Source organism: Streptomyces sp. NPDC018019, from assembly GCF_044327805.1.
Classification (GTDB): domain Bacteria; phylum Actinomycetota; class Actinomycetes; order Streptomycetales; family Streptomycetaceae; genus Streptomyces.
The window spans coordinates 38,948-54,029 of the sequence record NZ_JBIRGD010000004.1; the positions used below are offsets into that span (position 1 = coordinate 38,948).

The 15,082-nt window shown below is 74.5% G+C and carries 13 protein-coding genes; 6 read left to right on the forward strand and 7 right to left on the reverse strand.

Annotated features, from left to right (window positions below; translation table 11 throughout):
- Positions 1-115: 115 nt before the first annotated feature.
- Both ACH4FX_RS08505 and ACH4FX_RS08510 read right to left on the reverse strand, forming a co-directional pair.
- Complete coding sequence (locus ACH4FX_RS08505; protein ID WP_398476510.1) at positions 116-355, reverse strand: hypothetical protein; 240 nt, start codon at positions 353-355, stop codon at positions 116-118.
- Positions 355-1,944, reverse strand: a complete 1,590-nt coding sequence (locus tag ACH4FX_RS08510) for an alpha/beta hydrolase-fold protein (RefSeq protein ID WP_398476512.1) — start codon at positions 1,942-1,944, stop codon at positions 355-357. The genes ACH4FX_RS08505 and ACH4FX_RS08510 overlap by 1 nt, the downstream gene beginning before the upstream one ends.
- A 221-nt stretch (positions 1,945-2,165) precedes the next feature.
- Between ACH4FX_RS08510 and ACH4FX_RS08515 the strand changes: the two genes are divergently transcribed.
- The gene (locus tag ACH4FX_RS08515; protein ID WP_398476514.1) at positions 2,166-4,163 is read left to right on the forward strand and encodes a glycoside hydrolase; all 1,998 of its coding nucleotides are present in this window, start codon (positions 2,166-2,168) and stop codon (positions 4,161-4,163) included.
- Positions 4,164-4,305: 142 nt separating this feature from the next.
- Here ACH4FX_RS08515 and ACH4FX_RS08520 read toward each other — a convergent pair whose 3' ends face one another.
- Both ACH4FX_RS08520 and ACH4FX_RS08525 read right to left on the reverse strand, forming a co-directional pair.
- Positions 4,306-4,599 (reverse strand): general stress protein, encoded by a 294-nt coding sequence (locus tag ACH4FX_RS08520; protein WP_398476516.1) that lies wholly within the window; start codon positions 4,597-4,599, stop codon positions 4,306-4,308.
- Between the two features lie 176 nt (positions 4,600-4,775).
- Entirely contained in the window at positions 4,776-5,717 is a 942-nt protein-coding gene (locus ACH4FX_RS08525; protein ID WP_398476518.1) for a beta-ketoacyl-ACP synthase III, read from the reverse strand.
- Between the two features lie 177 nt (positions 5,718-5,894).
- On the opposite strand from ACH4FX_RS08525, the gene ACH4FX_RS08530 reads away from it, so the two are divergent.
- Positions 5,895-6,521: a TetR/AcrR family transcriptional regulator gene (locus ACH4FX_RS08530; protein ID WP_398476520.1), complete on the forward strand. Its 627-nt coding sequence runs from the start codon at positions 5,895-5,897 to the stop codon at positions 6,519-6,521.
- Positions 6,518-7,330, forward strand: coding sequence for a GNAT family N-acetyltransferase (locus ACH4FX_RS08535; RefSeq protein WP_398476522.1), 813 nt, complete (start codon positions 6,518-6,520; stop codon positions 7,328-7,330). The genes ACH4FX_RS08530 and ACH4FX_RS08535 overlap by 4 nt, the downstream gene beginning before the upstream one ends.
- Positions 7,331-7,345: 15 nt before the next feature.
- On the opposite strand, the gene ACH4FX_RS08540 is transcribed toward ACH4FX_RS08535, so the two are convergent.
- On the reverse strand, positions 7,346-7,741 hold the full coding sequence (locus tag ACH4FX_RS08540) for a cupin domain-containing protein (RefSeq protein WP_398476524.1): 396 nt from the start codon (positions 7,739-7,741) through the stop codon (positions 7,346-7,348).
- Between the two features lie 52 nt (positions 7,742-7,793).
- Here ACH4FX_RS08540 and ACH4FX_RS08545 point away from each other — a divergent pair, with 52 nt between their 5' ends.
- Positions 7,794-8,786, forward strand: a complete 993-nt coding sequence (locus tag ACH4FX_RS08545) for a GlxA family transcriptional regulator (RefSeq protein ID WP_398476526.1) — start codon at positions 7,794-7,796, stop codon at positions 8,784-8,786.
- Positions 8,787-8,833: 47 nt separating this feature from the next.
- On the opposite strand, the gene ACH4FX_RS08550 is transcribed toward ACH4FX_RS08545, so the two are convergent.
- Together ACH4FX_RS08550 and ACH4FX_RS08555 are read right to left on the reverse strand one after the other, a co-directional pair.
- Positions 8,834-9,508: a response regulator transcription factor gene (locus ACH4FX_RS08550; RefSeq protein WP_398476528.1), complete on the reverse strand. Its 675-nt coding sequence runs from the start codon at positions 9,506-9,508 to the stop codon at positions 8,834-8,836.
- A 65-nt stretch (positions 9,509-9,573) separates the two neighbouring features.
- On the reverse strand, positions 9,574-10,932 hold the full coding sequence (locus ACH4FX_RS08555) for a sensor histidine kinase (protein WP_398476530.1): 1,359 nt from the start codon (positions 10,930-10,932) through the stop codon (positions 9,574-9,576).
- 125 nt (positions 10,933-11,057) lie between these two features.
- Between ACH4FX_RS08555 and ACH4FX_RS08560 the strand changes: the two genes are divergently transcribed.
- Positions 11,058-12,413, forward strand: coding sequence for an NAD(P)/FAD-dependent oxidoreductase (locus tag ACH4FX_RS08560; protein ID WP_398476531.1), 1,356 nt, complete (start codon positions 11,058-11,060; stop codon positions 12,411-12,413).
- Between the two features lie 2 nt (positions 12,414-12,415).
- Complete coding sequence (gene nirB / locus ACH4FX_RS08565; RefSeq protein ID WP_398476532.1) at positions 12,416-15,079, forward strand: nitrite reductase large subunit NirB; 2,664 nt, start codon at positions 12,416-12,418, stop codon at positions 15,077-15,079.
- The last annotated feature ends 3 nt before the right edge of the window (positions 15,080-15,082 follow it).

Below are 15,082 nucleotides of genomic sequence, written 5' to 3' on the forward strand. Positions count from 1 at the left end.
TCGTGGCGGGAGTCACAGGAGGGGCGGGTGGTGGGTGGCCCGTGACCGCCGCCCACCACCCGTCCGTAGCGAGGGCGCCCCGCCCCGGCACTGGTGGGGCGGGGCGCCGCGTCCGTCACCCGGCGAGGGCCTTGGTACGCCGGTGAGGACGGTCTGGGGCGGACCGGTGAGGACGGTCCGGGCCGTGGTGCCGGAAGCGGACGGGGTGCGCCGGTTGCGGGCGCTCCGGGTGGCGTTCCCCGGCCGCCGAGGCCGTGGGCCGGGCCGCCCGGAAGCGGGGCGTCCGCAGGACGACGTGGTACGCGCGGGCCCTGAGGAGGCAGTAGGCGCGGTGCAGCAGCAGCGAAGCGGACATCACACGGCCCCCGCTGTTCCCGCGGCGTCCCCGCCCGTGCCGTCCGCCCGGCCCAGCAGGTCCGCCAGCCCCTCCGCCAGTCCACCCGCCCAGCAGGCATAGTCATGACCGCCGTTGTACTCCGCGTACGTGACGGAATGCCCGCGGGCGCGCAGCGTGTCGCGCAGTTCCCGGGTCCGTTCGCGCAGGTCGCCTTCGTAGTGGCCCACGCGCAGGTGCGTCCGCACGTCACGGTGGCCGCCGGCGGCGTACTCCTGTGCCAGCCAGGAAGATCCGCCCGTGGCGTCGGTTCCGCCCACGGGGCCCGGCCCCTCCGGCCGCCACCACAGGGAGGGCGACTGGGCCAGCACCTTGCCGAACCGGCGCGGCGCCACGAGCCCGGCGTACAGCGCGGTGAGCGCGCCCAGGCTCTCCCCGGCGACGACCGTGCGCGACGGGTCGAACGTCACCGGCAGCCGCGCCGCCGCCCAGGGCAGCAGTTCGGCGGCGAGGAAGTTCACGTACGCCGGCCGGCCGCCGAACTCGCGGGCGCGGGTGGGGTTGTCCACCGCGTCCGGCGCGAGCACGACCAGGGGCGGCAGCACGCCGTCCGCGATCAGCCGGTCGAACAGCGCCTGCACGCCGAGCCGCCCGAACCACATGTCGCCGTCCAGCAGTACCAGAGTGTCGGTCCCGCCGTCCGGGAGCGGGCCCGGTGGTACGTACGTCCACACGTCGCGCCGGGCGGCGAGGGCGGCACTGGTCAGCCGGTGCCGCTCCACGACGCCCCGGCCGCCGTCCCCGGCCGGCCGGACCGCACGCGTCCACGGCCGCCACGGCTGCGGCGGCGCGTCCGGAAGCTCGAAGGCCGAACTGCCGGCGCCCTGCCAACGGGCCGGAAGTGTCCGGGGGTTGAGCGGGTCGGGGCCTGCCGAGGCGAGCAGCGGCAGCAGCCGCGCCTGGAAGTCGTCCGTGGGGCCGGTGCCGGACATGGGCCCAGTACCGGAAGCGGGTGCGGTACCGGACGCGGGCCCGGTGCCGCAGGCGGGCCCGGCCTCCGGCGCGGGCACGGAATCCGTACGGTGCCGCCCGCCCCCGGAACCCGTGTCGGGTGCGATGGCGTACGAGCCGCGGTGGTCGGAACGCAGCCGGTAGGTGAGATGCCAGACGTCGGTGCCGTGGATGCGGCGCATCAGGCTGCCCGCGAGGTGCGAGCGGTCCACCAGGCGGTTGACCAGGAGGAGGACCCGCCGGGTCTCCTCCGTGCCGCGCCACAGGAAGGTGACCGCCCGGTGCTCCGGGTCCCACGGGATCGGCTCGACGAGCGGGGTGCCCTGCGCTTCGGCCTCGGCCCAGAACTCCCGTATGGCGGCGTCCCGGCCGCCCGCCACGGAGGCGGCCAGCGCCACGATCCGCGGGCTGTCCACGATTTCGGCCGGTGCCGGGCGCGGCGGACCGGCGGGCACGGCTCGCGCCGCCCCCGTCGCCGCCGGTCCGCCGGAGGGAGCGCCCGGCACCGTCCCCCCTGCCGTACCCGTCGCCGTACCCGCCGCACCGCCCGGCGGGGTTCCCCCCGCCGCGCCCGTCGACGTGCCCACCGATGTCTTCATCGACGCTCCCATCGACAACCCGCTTTCCCGCCCGGCGCATCGGCGCGGGCACAGACGACTTCGGCCGGGGCCGTACGGGATGCGCAGCGACCTCGACTTAGGTAAGCCTAAGCTAACCACGCGTCGGGGGCGTCGACAACATCCGCCGGCGACAACCGGAGGGCCTCGTCCCGGCGCCTGCTCTTAGAGAGTTCTTAAGTCCGCTCACTATCCACGTGTCCATGGATCCCAAGATCGCCCCACCCGGCCGCCGCCCCCGGGCCCGCACCGGTACGCGCGTACTCGCCGCCTCCCTCGTCCTGACCGCCACCGCCACCGTCGGCGCCTCCGGGTGCAGCAGCCGGGCGGTGGCCGGGCCCGTGACCGGGCGGCACGTCGACATCCCCGTCCGGGGCGGCACGGTCACCGTGGACACCGGCACCCTCGCGGTGAACGCCCGTACCGCGGACGGCAGGAGCCTGGCCCTGTCCGCGCCGTCCGGCACCGGCCTCGGCACGCCGGGCCCGGTCGAGCGCACCGGTGACGGTGCCCGCTGGAGCTACCCGGAGAAGGGGCTGACGGTCACCGCCCGCCCGGACCACGGGCGGCTGCGGGTCAGCATGAAGGCGGACCGGGACGGCTCGGTGACCTGGCCGGTGACCGGCACCGACCGGGCCGTGTCGTCCGTACAGCTGCCGCGCGGCGAGGGCCTGGACATCCCCGTACGCGACACGTTCTGGAACTCGGAACGGGGCGGGCTCACCGGTGACGCGATCGACCTGGGCCAGCTCGAACTGCCCCTGTGGGGGAACACCCTGGGCAAGGGCCACGGCGTCAGCTACCTCGCGCCCACCGACCTCGGCACCTCCCTGAAGTTCCGCTCCGACGGCGGCCGGCTCGGCACCTCCGCCACCCACGACTTCAACGGCGGCGACGGCACCCGCGACTACACCGTCACCATCGCCCTCACCGACGGCAACCCCGTCGCCCCCGGCACCGACTACCGCGCCTGGCTCACCGAGCACGGACAGCTCGGCAGCCTCCGCGACAAAATCCGGCGCAACCCGGCCACCGGCAAGCTGCTCGGCGCCTTCCACGCCTACGTGTGGGGCGACGCGCGCAAGGCCGCGGGCGTCGAGGAGCTGCGCAAGCTGGGCGTGGACCGGATGTGGCTCGGCTACGACTCCGGGCCGCACCCGATGGACGCCGCCGCCGTCCGGGCCGCTCAGAAGGCGGGCTACCTGGTGGGCCCGTACGACACCTTCGCCAACGGGCAGGACCCGAAGACCGCCGACTCCCCCACCTCCCGGTGGCCCGGGACGGTCTACCCGGACTTCTGCGTGCGCGACGCCGACGGGAAACCGGCGACCGGTTTCGGCAACCGCGGCTGCTACCTCAGCTCCCGCGCCTTCGAGCAGGCCGAGCCGCGCCACCACTACCTCGCCGACCGCACCCGCGCGATGACCGCCAACGGCGCCGACAGCTACTTCCTCGACGTCGACGCGACCGGCGAGCTGTTCCGCGACCACAGCGCCGCCCACCCGATGACCAAGGCCGGGGACCGGGAGAACCGGCTCGCCCGGATGCGGCGGCTCGCCGGGAAGCTGGTGCTGGGCTCGGAGAGCGCGCAGTCCTGGGCGAACGGGGTGCTGGCCTTCGACCACGGCGCGGCCACCCCGGTCGCCGACGGACTGTGGAAGCTCCAGCGCGACAGGAAGAACTGGGGCGGCTACTACCCGGAGAACGCCCCCACCGCGTTCTTCAAGCCGGTGCGGCTGCCGGCCGACGTGGCGAAGGCGATGTACGACCCGGCCTACCGGGTGCCGCTGTACGAGACCGCGCTGCACAGCTCGCTCGTCAACGCCGAACGCTGGGAGCTGTCGTACGAGAAGCTGCCCGCGCAGAAGACCGGCCGCGCGCTGCTCGCGATGCTCTACAACATCCCGCTGAACTTCGTGCTCGACGGGGCGTCCCTGAAGAAGTCCGGGCCGGAACTGGCCGCCCTGCAGAAGTACTTCTCGCCGCTGCACAAGGCGGCGGGCACCGAGAAGCTGACCTCGTTCCGGCGACTGACCGCCGACAACCTGGTGCAGCGTACGGAGTTCGGTGACGGCAAGCTCACCGTCACCGCCAACTTCGGCAAGACCACCTACGCCGGTCTCCCGGCAGGCTGTGTGGATGCCCAGCTGCGCGGCGACCGGCAGCCGCGGCGCCTGTGCCCGGCGAAGGCCGGGGGCTGAGCGCGGCCCGGGACCGACCTGGGGCCGACGACGAAAGGAGGGCGGACGTCCGGTGGACGTCCGCCCTCTGCGTCTCGTGGGGCCGGTGACGTGCCGTGGGCGCCCGTGGCACCCGGCCGGGCGTCACCGGACCGGCCGTCGGCTACTCGCCGTGGCGGCTCCGGCCGCCCTTCTGACCGGCTTCGGCGGCCCGCTCACGGTCGTTGGCGAAGTTGCCACCGCTCTCGTGGCCGCCCTTCTGGCCGGCCTCGGCCGCCCGCTGCGGGTCGTTGGCGAAGTTGCCGCCACTCTCGTGGCCGCCCTTCTGACCGGCCTCGGCGGCCCGCTGCGGGTCATTGGCGAAGTTGCCACCGCTCTCGTGGCCACCCTGCTGACCGGCGCGTGCGGCCTTCTCGCGGTCGTTGGCGAAGTTGCCGGGGTTGGTGGACTCAGCCATCATCACTCACCCTTACTTCGATCGTGGCTGTTTCCTTCCAGTCCATCGCGTAACCGGCCTTCCGGACACTAAACACCTCTCAGCGGACAGAATCCGCGTATCCGGCCGACGCGGGCAGAGCCTGTCCGGCGTACCTCACGCGCCCTGCCTCCCCACCGGCCCACCGGCCCGCCTCCCTACGGGCAGGCCACCACCTGCCCCGCGTACGACAGCCCGCCGCCGAAGCTCAGCAGCAGGACGGGGCCGCCGGGCGGCAGGTCGCGGCGCTCGACCAGCTTCGACAGCGCGAGGGGCACGGACGCGGCGGACGTGTTCCCGGAGTCGGCCACGTCCCGGGCGACCACCACGTGCTCGGGCAGGCCGAGCTGCTGCACCACGGACTCGATCATGCGCAGGTTGGCCTGGTGGGTGACGACCCCGGCCAGGTCGGCGAGGCCGATGCCGGCCCGCTCGCAGGCTTCCCGGGCCAGCGGGGCGAGTTCGGTGGTGACCCAGCGGAACACCGTCTGCCCGTCCTGCGCGAAGTGCGGGTGCCAGTCGCCCATCAGGCGCACCGCCTGGGCGCGGGTCGGGTCGGAGCCCCAGACGACGGGCCCGATCCGCTCGGACTCCGCGGCGCTCACCACGGCGGCTCCCGCGCCGTCGCCGAGCAGCACGCAGGTGCTGCGGTCGGTCCAGTCGGTCACGTCCGACATCTTCTCCGCGCCGATGACCAGGGCGTGCCGGGCGGCGCCCGCGCGGACCGCGTGGTCGGCGGTGGCGAGCGCCGTACAGAAGCCCGCGCAGCCGTTGTTCAGGTCGTACGCGACGGCCGAGGGGATGCCCAGCCGGGCCGCGACCTGGGCGGCGGTGGACGGGCAGCGGTCGATGGCCGAGCAGGTCGCCACGGTGATCAGGCCGATGTCGGCGGGCTCCAGCCCGGCCGCGGCCAGGGCCTTGGCGGCGGCGCCGGCGGCCAGGTCGGTGACGGACTCCGCGTCGGCGATCCGGCGGGTGGCGATGCCGGTACGCCGCCGGATCCACTCGTCGCTGGTGTCGACCATCCCGGCCAGGTCGTCGTTGGTCAGGACACGGGACGGCTGGTGGTGGCCCAGCGCGGCGATACGGGTTCCCGGCACGTTCTCTCCTCGGGTCGCCGTCCGCACGCACGGCGTACGGACGGTAAGAGCGGTGTGATCGGTGTCTTCGGTACGGGCGGTGCGGACGGTGTCGGCGGCACCGGCCGGAAATATAGCAACCGATCGGTCGGAAGCTAATTGCGGGACCCCGGGGACCGCGCTGGCTACGATGGCGCCATGAGTCCACGCAAGTCCGTCGCCGAGTCCCGCCGGACCCGGGACCGGATCATCGACCGCAGCATCGCGATCGCCTCGGTCGAAGGGCTGGACGGGCTGACCATCGGCCGCCTCGCCACCGACCTGGGCATGAGCAAGGCCGGTGTGCTCGGCCACTTCGGCACCAAGGAGGCGCTCCAGCTCGCCTCCCTGGACGGCGCGTCCGCGATCTTCTCCAGGGCGGTGTGGGAACCCGCCGCGCACCTGGCGCCCGGCCTGCCCCGGCTCCGGGCCATCTGCGAGTACTGGATCACCTACCTGGAACGCGAACACGGCGCCTTCCCCGGCGGCTGCTTCTTCACCACGGCGGCGGTCGAGTTCGACGCGCGGGTGGGCCCCATCCGGGACGCGGTGGTGCGCCGCTCCACCCTCTGGCGCCGCCGCCTGGCCAACGAGGTCCGGTACGCCGTCGAGGCCGGCGAACTGCCCCCGGGCACCGACCCCGACCAGCTCGTCTTCGAACTGATCGGCCTCTACACGGGCCTCAACCAGGCCATCCAGCTCTTCGCCGACCCCATGGCCCAGGACCGCACCCGGCGCGCCCTCGCCCGGCTGCTGGCCCCCGCGCCGGAGCAGGAGGACCGGTGACCGACGCGCGCCGGACGCCCGTGGCGGATCTGCTCCGGACCGAGATAGAGGTCATCTGGCCCACGGACGGGCGGGGCCGCTTCCAGGGCCCCCACCACATGGTGATCGCCGTCTCGGCCGACGGCCGGCACCAGGTGGCGGCCGTCGCCGACCACCTCCCGGACGCGCTCGCCGCCGACCTGATGGCAGCCGCGACCACGGAGACCGCGGCCGGCGGGCCGGAGTTACCGCCCGCCGGCGAACCCGCCGACCGGACCGCCGCCCCGTCCGCCCCGCCACCCGCCGCCCTGCCCCGCCTCCGCCACCTGCTGGCGGCGCACCTCGGCCCCGTACACGTCGTCGCAGGCCCGAGCTACCTCATCCACCCCGACCGGCTCCGCTTCACCCCGACCGCGCCCGTGGTCCGTTCCGACACCCCGGACCCCGCCGCGCTCGCGTCCCTGCGTACCGCCAACCCCGGCAACTGGGACACCGACGAATGGCACGACCTGCTGGACGGGAGACTGGGCTGGTGGGCCATGGCCCTCGACCCCGCCGATCCGTCCCGGGTCGTCTCGATCTGCCACACTCCCTGCTGGACCGAGCACGGTGCGGAAGCCGGCACCTGGACCCGCCCCGGGCACCGCGGCCGGGGCCACGCCGCCACGGTCACCGCCGCCTGGGCCCGCCTGCTGGCCCCCACCGGCCGCCACCTCTTCTACAGCACGTCCGGCCCCAACCGCTCCTCCCAGAACGTCGCCGCCCGCCTGGGCCTCCAGCCCCTGGGCCACCTGTGGAAACTTTCGCCCCCGGCCGGCATCGCGCTCTAGCCTCCGGCTGCCCGCTCACGAGGGGAGCGGGTGCCCTGTCGTGGCGTCCACATGGGCCGGGATCTCGTCGTGGCGATCGCCGACCGTCGCCGTCCCGGTCGGCTCGAACATGAGGATCGCGGCGCCGGACGGGGCGTACGGCTTGTGCTCCGTACCCCGGGGGACGGTGAAGACCGCGCCTTGCGGGAGCACGACCGTGCGCTCCCCCGCGGGCTCACGGAGGGAGATGCGCAGTTCGCCGTCGAGCACCAGGAAGAACTCGTCGGTGTCGTCGTGGGCGTGCCAGATGTGTTCGCCGTGGACCTTGGCAACGCGTACGTCGTAGTCGTTGACGCGGGTGACGATGCGCGGGCTCCACACGGCGTCGAAAGAGGCCAGGGCCTCGCCGAGGGCAAGAGGTTCGGTGCTCATGGGCTCATCGTTCCGCCTGCCGCACGGTCGGCGTGAGTGCTAGGAATCGCATATGGCGCAAGAATCCTCGCATGCGGTCCGGGCGGCCGGCCCGCACCGCGTCGTCGTCATCGTGGACGAGAACTCGAACCCCTTCGAACTCGGGTGCGCGACCGAGATCTTCGGCCTGCGCAGACCCGAGACCGGCCGCGACCTCTACGATTTCAGGCTCTGCTCGCCCGCGCCCCGCACGCTGATGCGGGACGGGTTCTTCACGCTCACGGGAGTCGCGGACCTGGAAGCGGCCGACGCGGCGGACACCCTGATCGTCCCCAACCGGCCCGACATCGAGGTGCCGCGCCGTCCGGCCGTGCTCGATGCCGTCCTGCGGGCGCACGCGCGGGGCGCGCGCCTGGTCGGTTTCTGCAGCGGTGCCTTCACCCTGGCCGAGGCGGGGGTCCTCGACGGGCGCCGGGCCACCGCGCACTGGCAGTGGGCGGAATCCTTCCGGGCCCGCTTCCCGTCCGTACGGCTCGAACCGGACGTGCTCTTCGTGGACGACGGCGACATCCTCACCGCCGCGGGGAGCGCCGCCGCGCTCGACCTCGGGCTGCACATCGTCCGCCGCGACCACGGCGCGGAGATCGCCAACGCCGTGAGCCGGCGGCTGGTCTTCGCCGCCCACCGCGACGGCGGACAGCGGCAGTTCGTCGAGCGGCCGGTGCCCGACGTGCCGGACGAGTCCTTGGCGCCGGTCCTGGCCTGGGCTCAGGAACGGCTGGACTCGGCCCTGACCGTGTCCGAACTCGCAGCACGGGCGGCGGTCAGTCCGGCGACCCTGCACCGCCGCTTCCAGGCTCAGCTGGGCACGACGCCGCTGGCGTGGCTCACGGGGGAACGGGTCGCCCTGGCGTGCCGGTTGATCGAACGGGGAGAGTCACGCTTCGACGTGGTCGCGCGGCGCACCGGGCTGGGCACCGCGGCCAACCTGCGCGCGCTGATGCGCCGCGAGACCGGCCTCAACCCCTCTGCGTACCGGCGCCGGTTCGGACCGGAGGCAGGCTGAAGCCCAGGCATCTTCCATGGCGGCGCCCAGGCTCGGCACGCGGTCTGTCACCGGTGTTCCTCGGCCGCCCCCTGACCCACCGCTTCCAGATAGCGCAGCACCGCGAGGACGCGGCGGTGGTCCGTCTCGGACGGTGGGAGGTCCAGCTTGGTGAAGATGTGGGCGATGTGCTTCTCGACGGCGCGTTCGGTGACGGTGCAGGCGGCGGCGATGGCCTGGTTGGTGCGCCCCTGGGCCATCTGGGAGAGCACGTCGCGTTCGCGTGGCGTGAGGGTGGCCAGCGCGTCCGTACGCCGTCCCGCGCCGAAGAACTGGGTGACGACCTCCGGGTCCAGCGCCGTGCCGCCCGCCGCGACCCGCTCCAGCGCGTCCACGAACTCGCCGATGTCCACCACCCGTTCCTTGAGCAGGTAGCCGACGCCCGCCGCCCCGCCGCCCAGCAGCTGCGCCGCGTACCCGGTCTCCACGTACTGGGAGAAGATCAGTACGCCGGTGCCGGGGTGCTCCCGGCGGATGGCGACGGCCGCGCGCAGGCCCTCGTCGGTGTGGCCGGGCGGCAGCCGGATGTCCACGACCGCGGCGTCCGGACGGTGTTCGGCGACCGCGTCCCGCAGCGCCCCGGCGTCGCCGACGGCCGCCGCGACCGTCACCCCGCGCAGGCCGAGGAGCTGCACCAGTCCGTCCCGCAGGATCGCGGAATCCTCGGCGATGACGACGCGCATGGGGCCTGCTTTCGGTACGGGGGGCGGCAAACGGAGCTGGTACGCGCGGGGGCGTGCGTACGGGGTCATGCCCGCGGGATGCGGACGGTGACCACCGTAGGGCCGCCGGGCGGGCTGTCGCAGGTCAGGGTGCCGTCCACGGTACGGACCCGGTCGCGCAGCCCGGTGAGCCCACTGCCCGCGCCGACCACCGCGCCACCGCGGCCGTCGTCCCGGACGACCAGCCGCAGTACGTCCCGGCCGACGGCCGCCCGTTTCCCGCCCGCGCCCCGCGCCGCCGGGTCCGGCCCGCTGGTCACCTCCATGGCGACCCGGGAAGCGCCGCTGTGTTTCACGGCGTTGGCCAGCAGTTCGGCGGCGCAGAAGTAGACGATGGATTCGACGGCCGGGGACGGCCGGCGGTCCGCCGTCCCGGCCGACAGGGTGACCGGCAGGGCGCTGTCGGCGGCGAGCGTGGCGAGCGCCACGTCCAGCCCCTGGTCCAGGACGGGCGGGTGGATGCCCCGTACGAGGTGCCGCAGGTCGGCGACGGCCTGCTGCGCGTTGCCCTGCGCGGTCTCCACCACGGCCAGCAGCTCGTCCCGGTCCGCGCCCGCGCCGATCATTTCGCGGATCACCGTGAGGTGCATGCCCAGCCCCACCAGCCGGGCCTGTGTGCCGTCGTGCAGGTCGCGTTCGATGCGGCGGAGCGTCGCCGCGGCGTCCTCGACGGCGTGCGCACGGGTCTCCTCCAGGGTGCGGATGCGCTGCGCGGACCGGTCGGGGCCGAGCAGCGACCGCAGCAGGAGGCGGTGCGGCGCCTGGGCCTGCCGCAGCAGCCAGGGCGCGGCGAGCAGCAGTACGGCCCCGGTGGCGACCACCAGCGGCCAGCGCGGCCAGGAGTCGAACTCCACCCCGTTCACCTGGAGGGAGACATGGCGCTCGGTGCCGTCCGGGTCCCGGGTGGTGAGGTAGTTGACGTGCCGGAGGACGGGGTGGGCGAGGAAGAGCAGCCCGTACACGTACGTCATCAGGACGACCAGCAGCGGGGCGACGGCCGTGCACGGCGCGAGCAGCGCGCAGCCGGCCGCCCGCCACCCGGCCCGGTCGCCGAGCACCGCCCGCCGCCGGCCGAGCGGCCCGCTGCCGCCGCGCCGCCCGGGCGTCTCGATCTCCAGCCCGAGCAGCCCGCGCGCCATGCCGCGCTGCGCGGCGCCGAGGGCCGTCGCCCCTCGTACGGTCAGCGCCATCAGCCACGGCCCCAGCGCCGTCCACGCCAGCACCGTGCTCACCAGGAGCCCCACCACGACCAGCGCCAGGCCGAGCAGCGCGACCGGCAGCCCGAGCACGGCGTGCAGCACCGCGGCCAGCGCCCGCGGGGTGAAGGGCGCGAGGAGGCGACGGCGCAGGCGGTGGGCGGGCGGGGGGAGCACGGGTGCGGGCATGGCCGTCAACCTACGGCCGGGCCCGCGCCCCTCACACCCCGCCCTCCCCCGCGCTGAGGGCAGCGTTCCCCACGGGAAACAGCGCAGATGCGGCCGGGTAACAGCCGGACCGCACGCTGGCGGACATGACCTCCCAGCAGCGTGTAGTGGTGATCGGCGGCGGCATGGCCGCCGCCCGGCTCGCCCAGCGCCTCGGCACGGCCGCCGCCGGCAGCGGCGGCCCGGCGCTCACCGTCCTCGGTGAGGAGCCGCACGCGCCGTACAACCGCGTCCTGCTCGCCGAGGTGCTGGCCGGCCGGTACGCGCAGGAGGTCATCACCCTGCCCGCCCCGCACGACGCGGTGCGGTGGCTGGGCGGGGTACGGGCGGTACGGGTCGACCGGGAGAGCCGTACGGTGCAGTGCGACGACGGACGGGCGGTCCCGTACGACCGGCTCGTCCTCGCGACCGGCTCCAACCCCGTGCTGCCGCCGCTCCGCGGGCTCTTCCCGCCCGGCCAGGACGATCTGCCGCACGGCGTCCACCCGTTCCGCACCATGGACGACTGCACGGCGCTCGCGGCTGCCGCCGCCCGGCCCGGCGCCCGCGCCGTGGTGATCGGCGGCGGACTGCTCGGTGTCTCGGCCGCCCGCGCGCTGGCCGAGCGCGGCGTACCGGTCCTGCTGGCCCAGCAGGGCGAGCACCTGATGGAGCGCCAGTTGGATGCCGGGGCCGCGGCCCTGCTCCGCGCCCATCTGGAAGCGCTGGGCGTGGAGGTCCACACGGAGTGCCGGGTACGCGGGCTGCGCGTCGAGGACGGTTCCGTACGGGCCGTGGAACTCGCGGACGGCTATGTGCCCGACGCCGGCCTGGTCGTCCTCGCCTGCGGGGTACGGCCCCGCGTCGGCCTCGCCCGGGCGGCCGGGCTGCCGGTCGATCGCGGCATCGTCGTGGACGACCACCTGCGTACGGCCGATCCCCGCATCCACGCGATCGGCGACTGCGCGCAGCACGACGGCCTGGTGTACGGCCTGGCCGGTGCCGCCCTCGAACAGGCCGACCTGCTGGCGGAGATCCTCACCACGGAGGCGGAGGCGGAGGCGGAGGCGCCGGACGCCTCGGCACCCGCCCGTACGGACCCGGCCGCCGGCCCGCCCGCCCGCTACCGCGGCACCCGCGCCCTCACCCGCCTCACCCTCACCGGCCGCGGGCCCGGACCGGCGCCCGCTCCCCCGGCCCCCCTGGACCTGGCCGCCTTCGGCACCCCCTCCCCCGGGCCCGGCGACGACGTGATCCACCTGTCCGACGCCACCCGCAGCGCCTACCGCAAGGTCATCGTCCGCGGCGACCGCCTGGTCGGCGGCATCCTCCTCGGCGACCTCGGCGCCGTCGGCACCCTCGCCCGTACCTGGGAGGCCGACGCCCCGCTCCCGCCGGCGCCCCTCCTGCATCTGCTCACCACCGATCCCGCCACCCCATCCCGTACCGACGGAGGCTCCTGACCATGGCTGCTACCGCCGTTCCCACCCTCGTGCTCATCGGCCACGGCATGGTCGGCCAGCGCTTCCTCGAAGCCCTCGCCGACCGCGGCGTGACCGGGCGGGCCCGGGTGGTCGTGCTGTGCGAGGAGCCCCGCCCCGCCTACGACCGGGTCCAGCTCACCTCGTACTTCTCCGGCCGCACCCCGGAGGACCTGGCGCTCGCCGACCCGGACTTCATGGCCCGGCACGGCATCGAACTCCACCTCGGCGACCCGGCCACCGCCATCGACCGCGCGGCGCGCACCGTCACCGCCCGCTCCGGCCTGACGGTCACCTACGACACGCTCGTCCTGGCCACCGGCTCGTACCCCTTCGTACCGCCGGTGCCCGGCGCGGACAGCACCGGCTGCTTCGTCTACCGGACCGTCGAAGACCTGCTCGCCATCGAGGAGTACGCCAAGAACTCCCGCACCGGCACGGTCGTCGGCGGCGGCCTGCTCGGCCTGGAGGCGGCCGGCGCGCTCAACGGGCTCGGCCTGCGGACCCACATCGTCGAGTTCCAGCCACGGCTGATGGCGGTCCAGGTGGACGAGGGCGGCGGCAGCGCGCTGCGCCGTACCGTCGAGGACATGGGCCTGCGCGTCCACACGGGCGTCGGCGGCAAGGAGATCGTCGCGGACGAGGACGGCGCCGTACGGGCCATGGAGCTGTCCGACGGCTCCCGCGTCGAGACCGACCTGGTGGTCTTCTCTGCGGGGGTGCGCCCGCGCGACCGGCTCGCCCGGGACTGCGGGCTGGCGGTGGGCGAGCGCGGCGGCATCGTCGTGGACGAGCGGTGCCGTACCGGGGACCCCGCCGTGTACGCGATCGGCGAGTGCGCGCTGGCCGCCGACGGCAGGGTCTACGGCCTGGTGGCGCCCGGTTACGAGATGGCCGAGACGGCGGCGGCCGCCATCGCCGGCGAAACCGGGGGGCCCGCCTTCACCGGCGCCGACACCTCGACCAAGCTCAAGCTCCTCGGCGTGGACGTGGCCTCCTTCGGCGACGCGCACGGCACCACCTCCGGCTGTCTCGACGTCGTCTACGCCGATTCACGGTCCGGCGTGTACAAGAAGCTGGTCATCGGAGCGGACGGCGAACTGCTCGGCGGTGTGCTGGTCGGCGACGCCGACTCGTACGGCCTGCTGCGCCCGCTCACCGGCACCGTGCCGCCCCTCGCCCCGGAACAGCTCGTGCTGCCCGCGGGCACCGGCGCCCCGGCCGCCCTCGGGCCCGCCGCGCTCCCCGACGACGCGGTGATCTGCAACTGCCACAACGTCACCAAGGGCACCATCCGCTCCGCGGTCTCCGAGCACTCCTGCACCACCGTTCCCGAGGTGAAGAAGTGCACCAAGGCGGGCACCGGCTGCGGCAGTTGCGTCAAGGCGCTGACCACCCTGGTCAATGACGAGCTGACGGCCGGCGGCGTGGTGGTCGACCAGGGCCTGTGCGGCTGCTTCCCGCACACCCGCGCCGAGCTGTACGAGATCGTCCGCACCCGCCGCCTCACCTCGTACGCCGAGCTGCTCGACGGCCACGGCCGGGACGCGGCGCGCGGCGGCGAGGGCTGCGAGACCTGCAAGCCGACGGTGGCCTCGATCATCGCCTCCCTCGCCCCCACGGTCGGCGCCGACGGATACGTCCTGGACGGCGAGCAGTCCGCCCTCCAGGACACCAACGACCACTTCCTCGCCAACCTCCAGCGCAACGGCTCCTACTCGGTCGTACCGCGCGTCCCCGGCGGGGAGATCACCCCGGAGAAACTGATCGTCATCGGTGAGGTGGCCCGCGACTTCGGCCTCTACACGAAGATCACCGGCGGCCAGCGCATCGACCTGTTCGGCGCCCGCGTCGACCAGCTCCCGCGCATCTGGGCCCGCCTGGTGGACGCCGGGTTCGAGTCGGGACACGCGTACGGGAAGGCCCTGCGCACGGTGAAGTCCTGCGTCGGACAGACCTGGTGCCGCTACGGCGTCCAGGACTCCGTCCGCATGGCCATCGACCTCGAACTGCGCTACCGGGGCCTGCGCTCCCCGCACAAGCTCAAGTCCGCGGTCTCCGGCTGCGCGCGGGAGTGCGCCGAGGCCCGCGGCAAGGACTTCGGCGTCATCGCCACCTCCCACGGCTGGAACCTGTACGTCGGCGGCAACGGCGGCGCCGACCCGCGCCACGCCGACCTGCTCGCCCAGGACCTGTCCGACGCCGAGCTGATCCGTCTGATCGACCGCTTCCTGATGTTCTACATCCGCACCGCCGACCGCCTGGAGCGCACCTCCGCCTGGCTGGAGCGCATCGAGGGCGGCCTCGACCACGTACGCGACGTCGTCGTGCACGACTCCCTGGGGCTCTGCGACGAGCTGGAGTCCCTGATGGCCGCGCACGTGTCGGCCTACCGCGACGAGTGGGCCGACACCCTCGCCGACCCCGAGCGCCTCGCCCGCTTCGTCTCCTTCGTCAACGCCCCCGACGCCCCCGACCCGGCCGTCCGCTTCGTCCCGGAGCGCGACCAGATCAAGCCGGACCTCCCCCTGCTGGCCGGCCCGGTCCTCCCCGTACGCACCGGGACCGACGCCCCGGCCACCGCCGACGCCCACGCCGCGGCCGGTGCCCCGGCCGCCCGCACCCTGGAAGGGACCGCCGCCCGATGAGCC

Coding starts and splice junctions, on each gene's coding strand:
- ACH4FX_RS08505 (WP_398476510.1), bottom strand. CDS start 355: ATGTCCGCTTCGCTGCTGCTGCACCGCGCCTACTGCCTCCTCAGGGCC.
- ACH4FX_RS08510 (WP_398476512.1), bottom strand. CDS start 1,944: ATGAAGACATCGGTGGGCACGTCGACGGGCGCGGCGGGGGGAACCCCG.
- ACH4FX_RS08515 (WP_398476514.1), top strand. CDS start 2,166: ATGGATCCCAAGATCGCCCCACCCGGCCGCCGCCCCCGGGCCCGCACC.
- ACH4FX_RS08520 (WP_398476516.1), bottom strand. CDS start 4,599: ATGGCTGAGTCCACCAACCCCGGCAACTTCGCCAACGACCGCGAGAAG.
- ACH4FX_RS08530 (WP_398476520.1), top strand. CDS start 5,895: ATGAGTCCACGCAAGTCCGTCGCCGAGTCCCGCCGGACCCGGGACCGG.
- ACH4FX_RS08540 (WP_398476524.1), bottom strand. CDS start 7,741: ATGAGCACCGAACCTCTTGCCCTCGGCGAGGCCCTGGCCTCTTTCGAC.
- ACH4FX_RS08545 (WP_398476526.1), top strand. CDS start 7,794: ATGGCGCAAGAATCCTCGCATGCGGTCCGGGCGGCCGGCCCGCACCGC.
- ACH4FX_RS08550 (WP_398476528.1), bottom strand. CDS start 9,508: ATGCGCGTCGTCATCGCCGAGGATTCCGCGATCCTGCGGGACGGACTG.
- ACH4FX_RS08555 (WP_398476530.1), bottom strand. CDS start 10,932: ATGCCCGCACCCGTGCTCCCCCCGCCCGCCCACCGCCTGCGCCGTCGC.
- ACH4FX_RS08560 (WP_398476531.1), top strand. CDS start 11,058: ATGACCTCCCAGCAGCGTGTAGTGGTGATCGGCGGCGGCATGGCCGCC.
- nirB (WP_398476532.1), top strand. CDS start 12,416: ATGGCTGCTACCGCCGTTCCCACCCTCGTGCTCATCGGCCACGGCATG.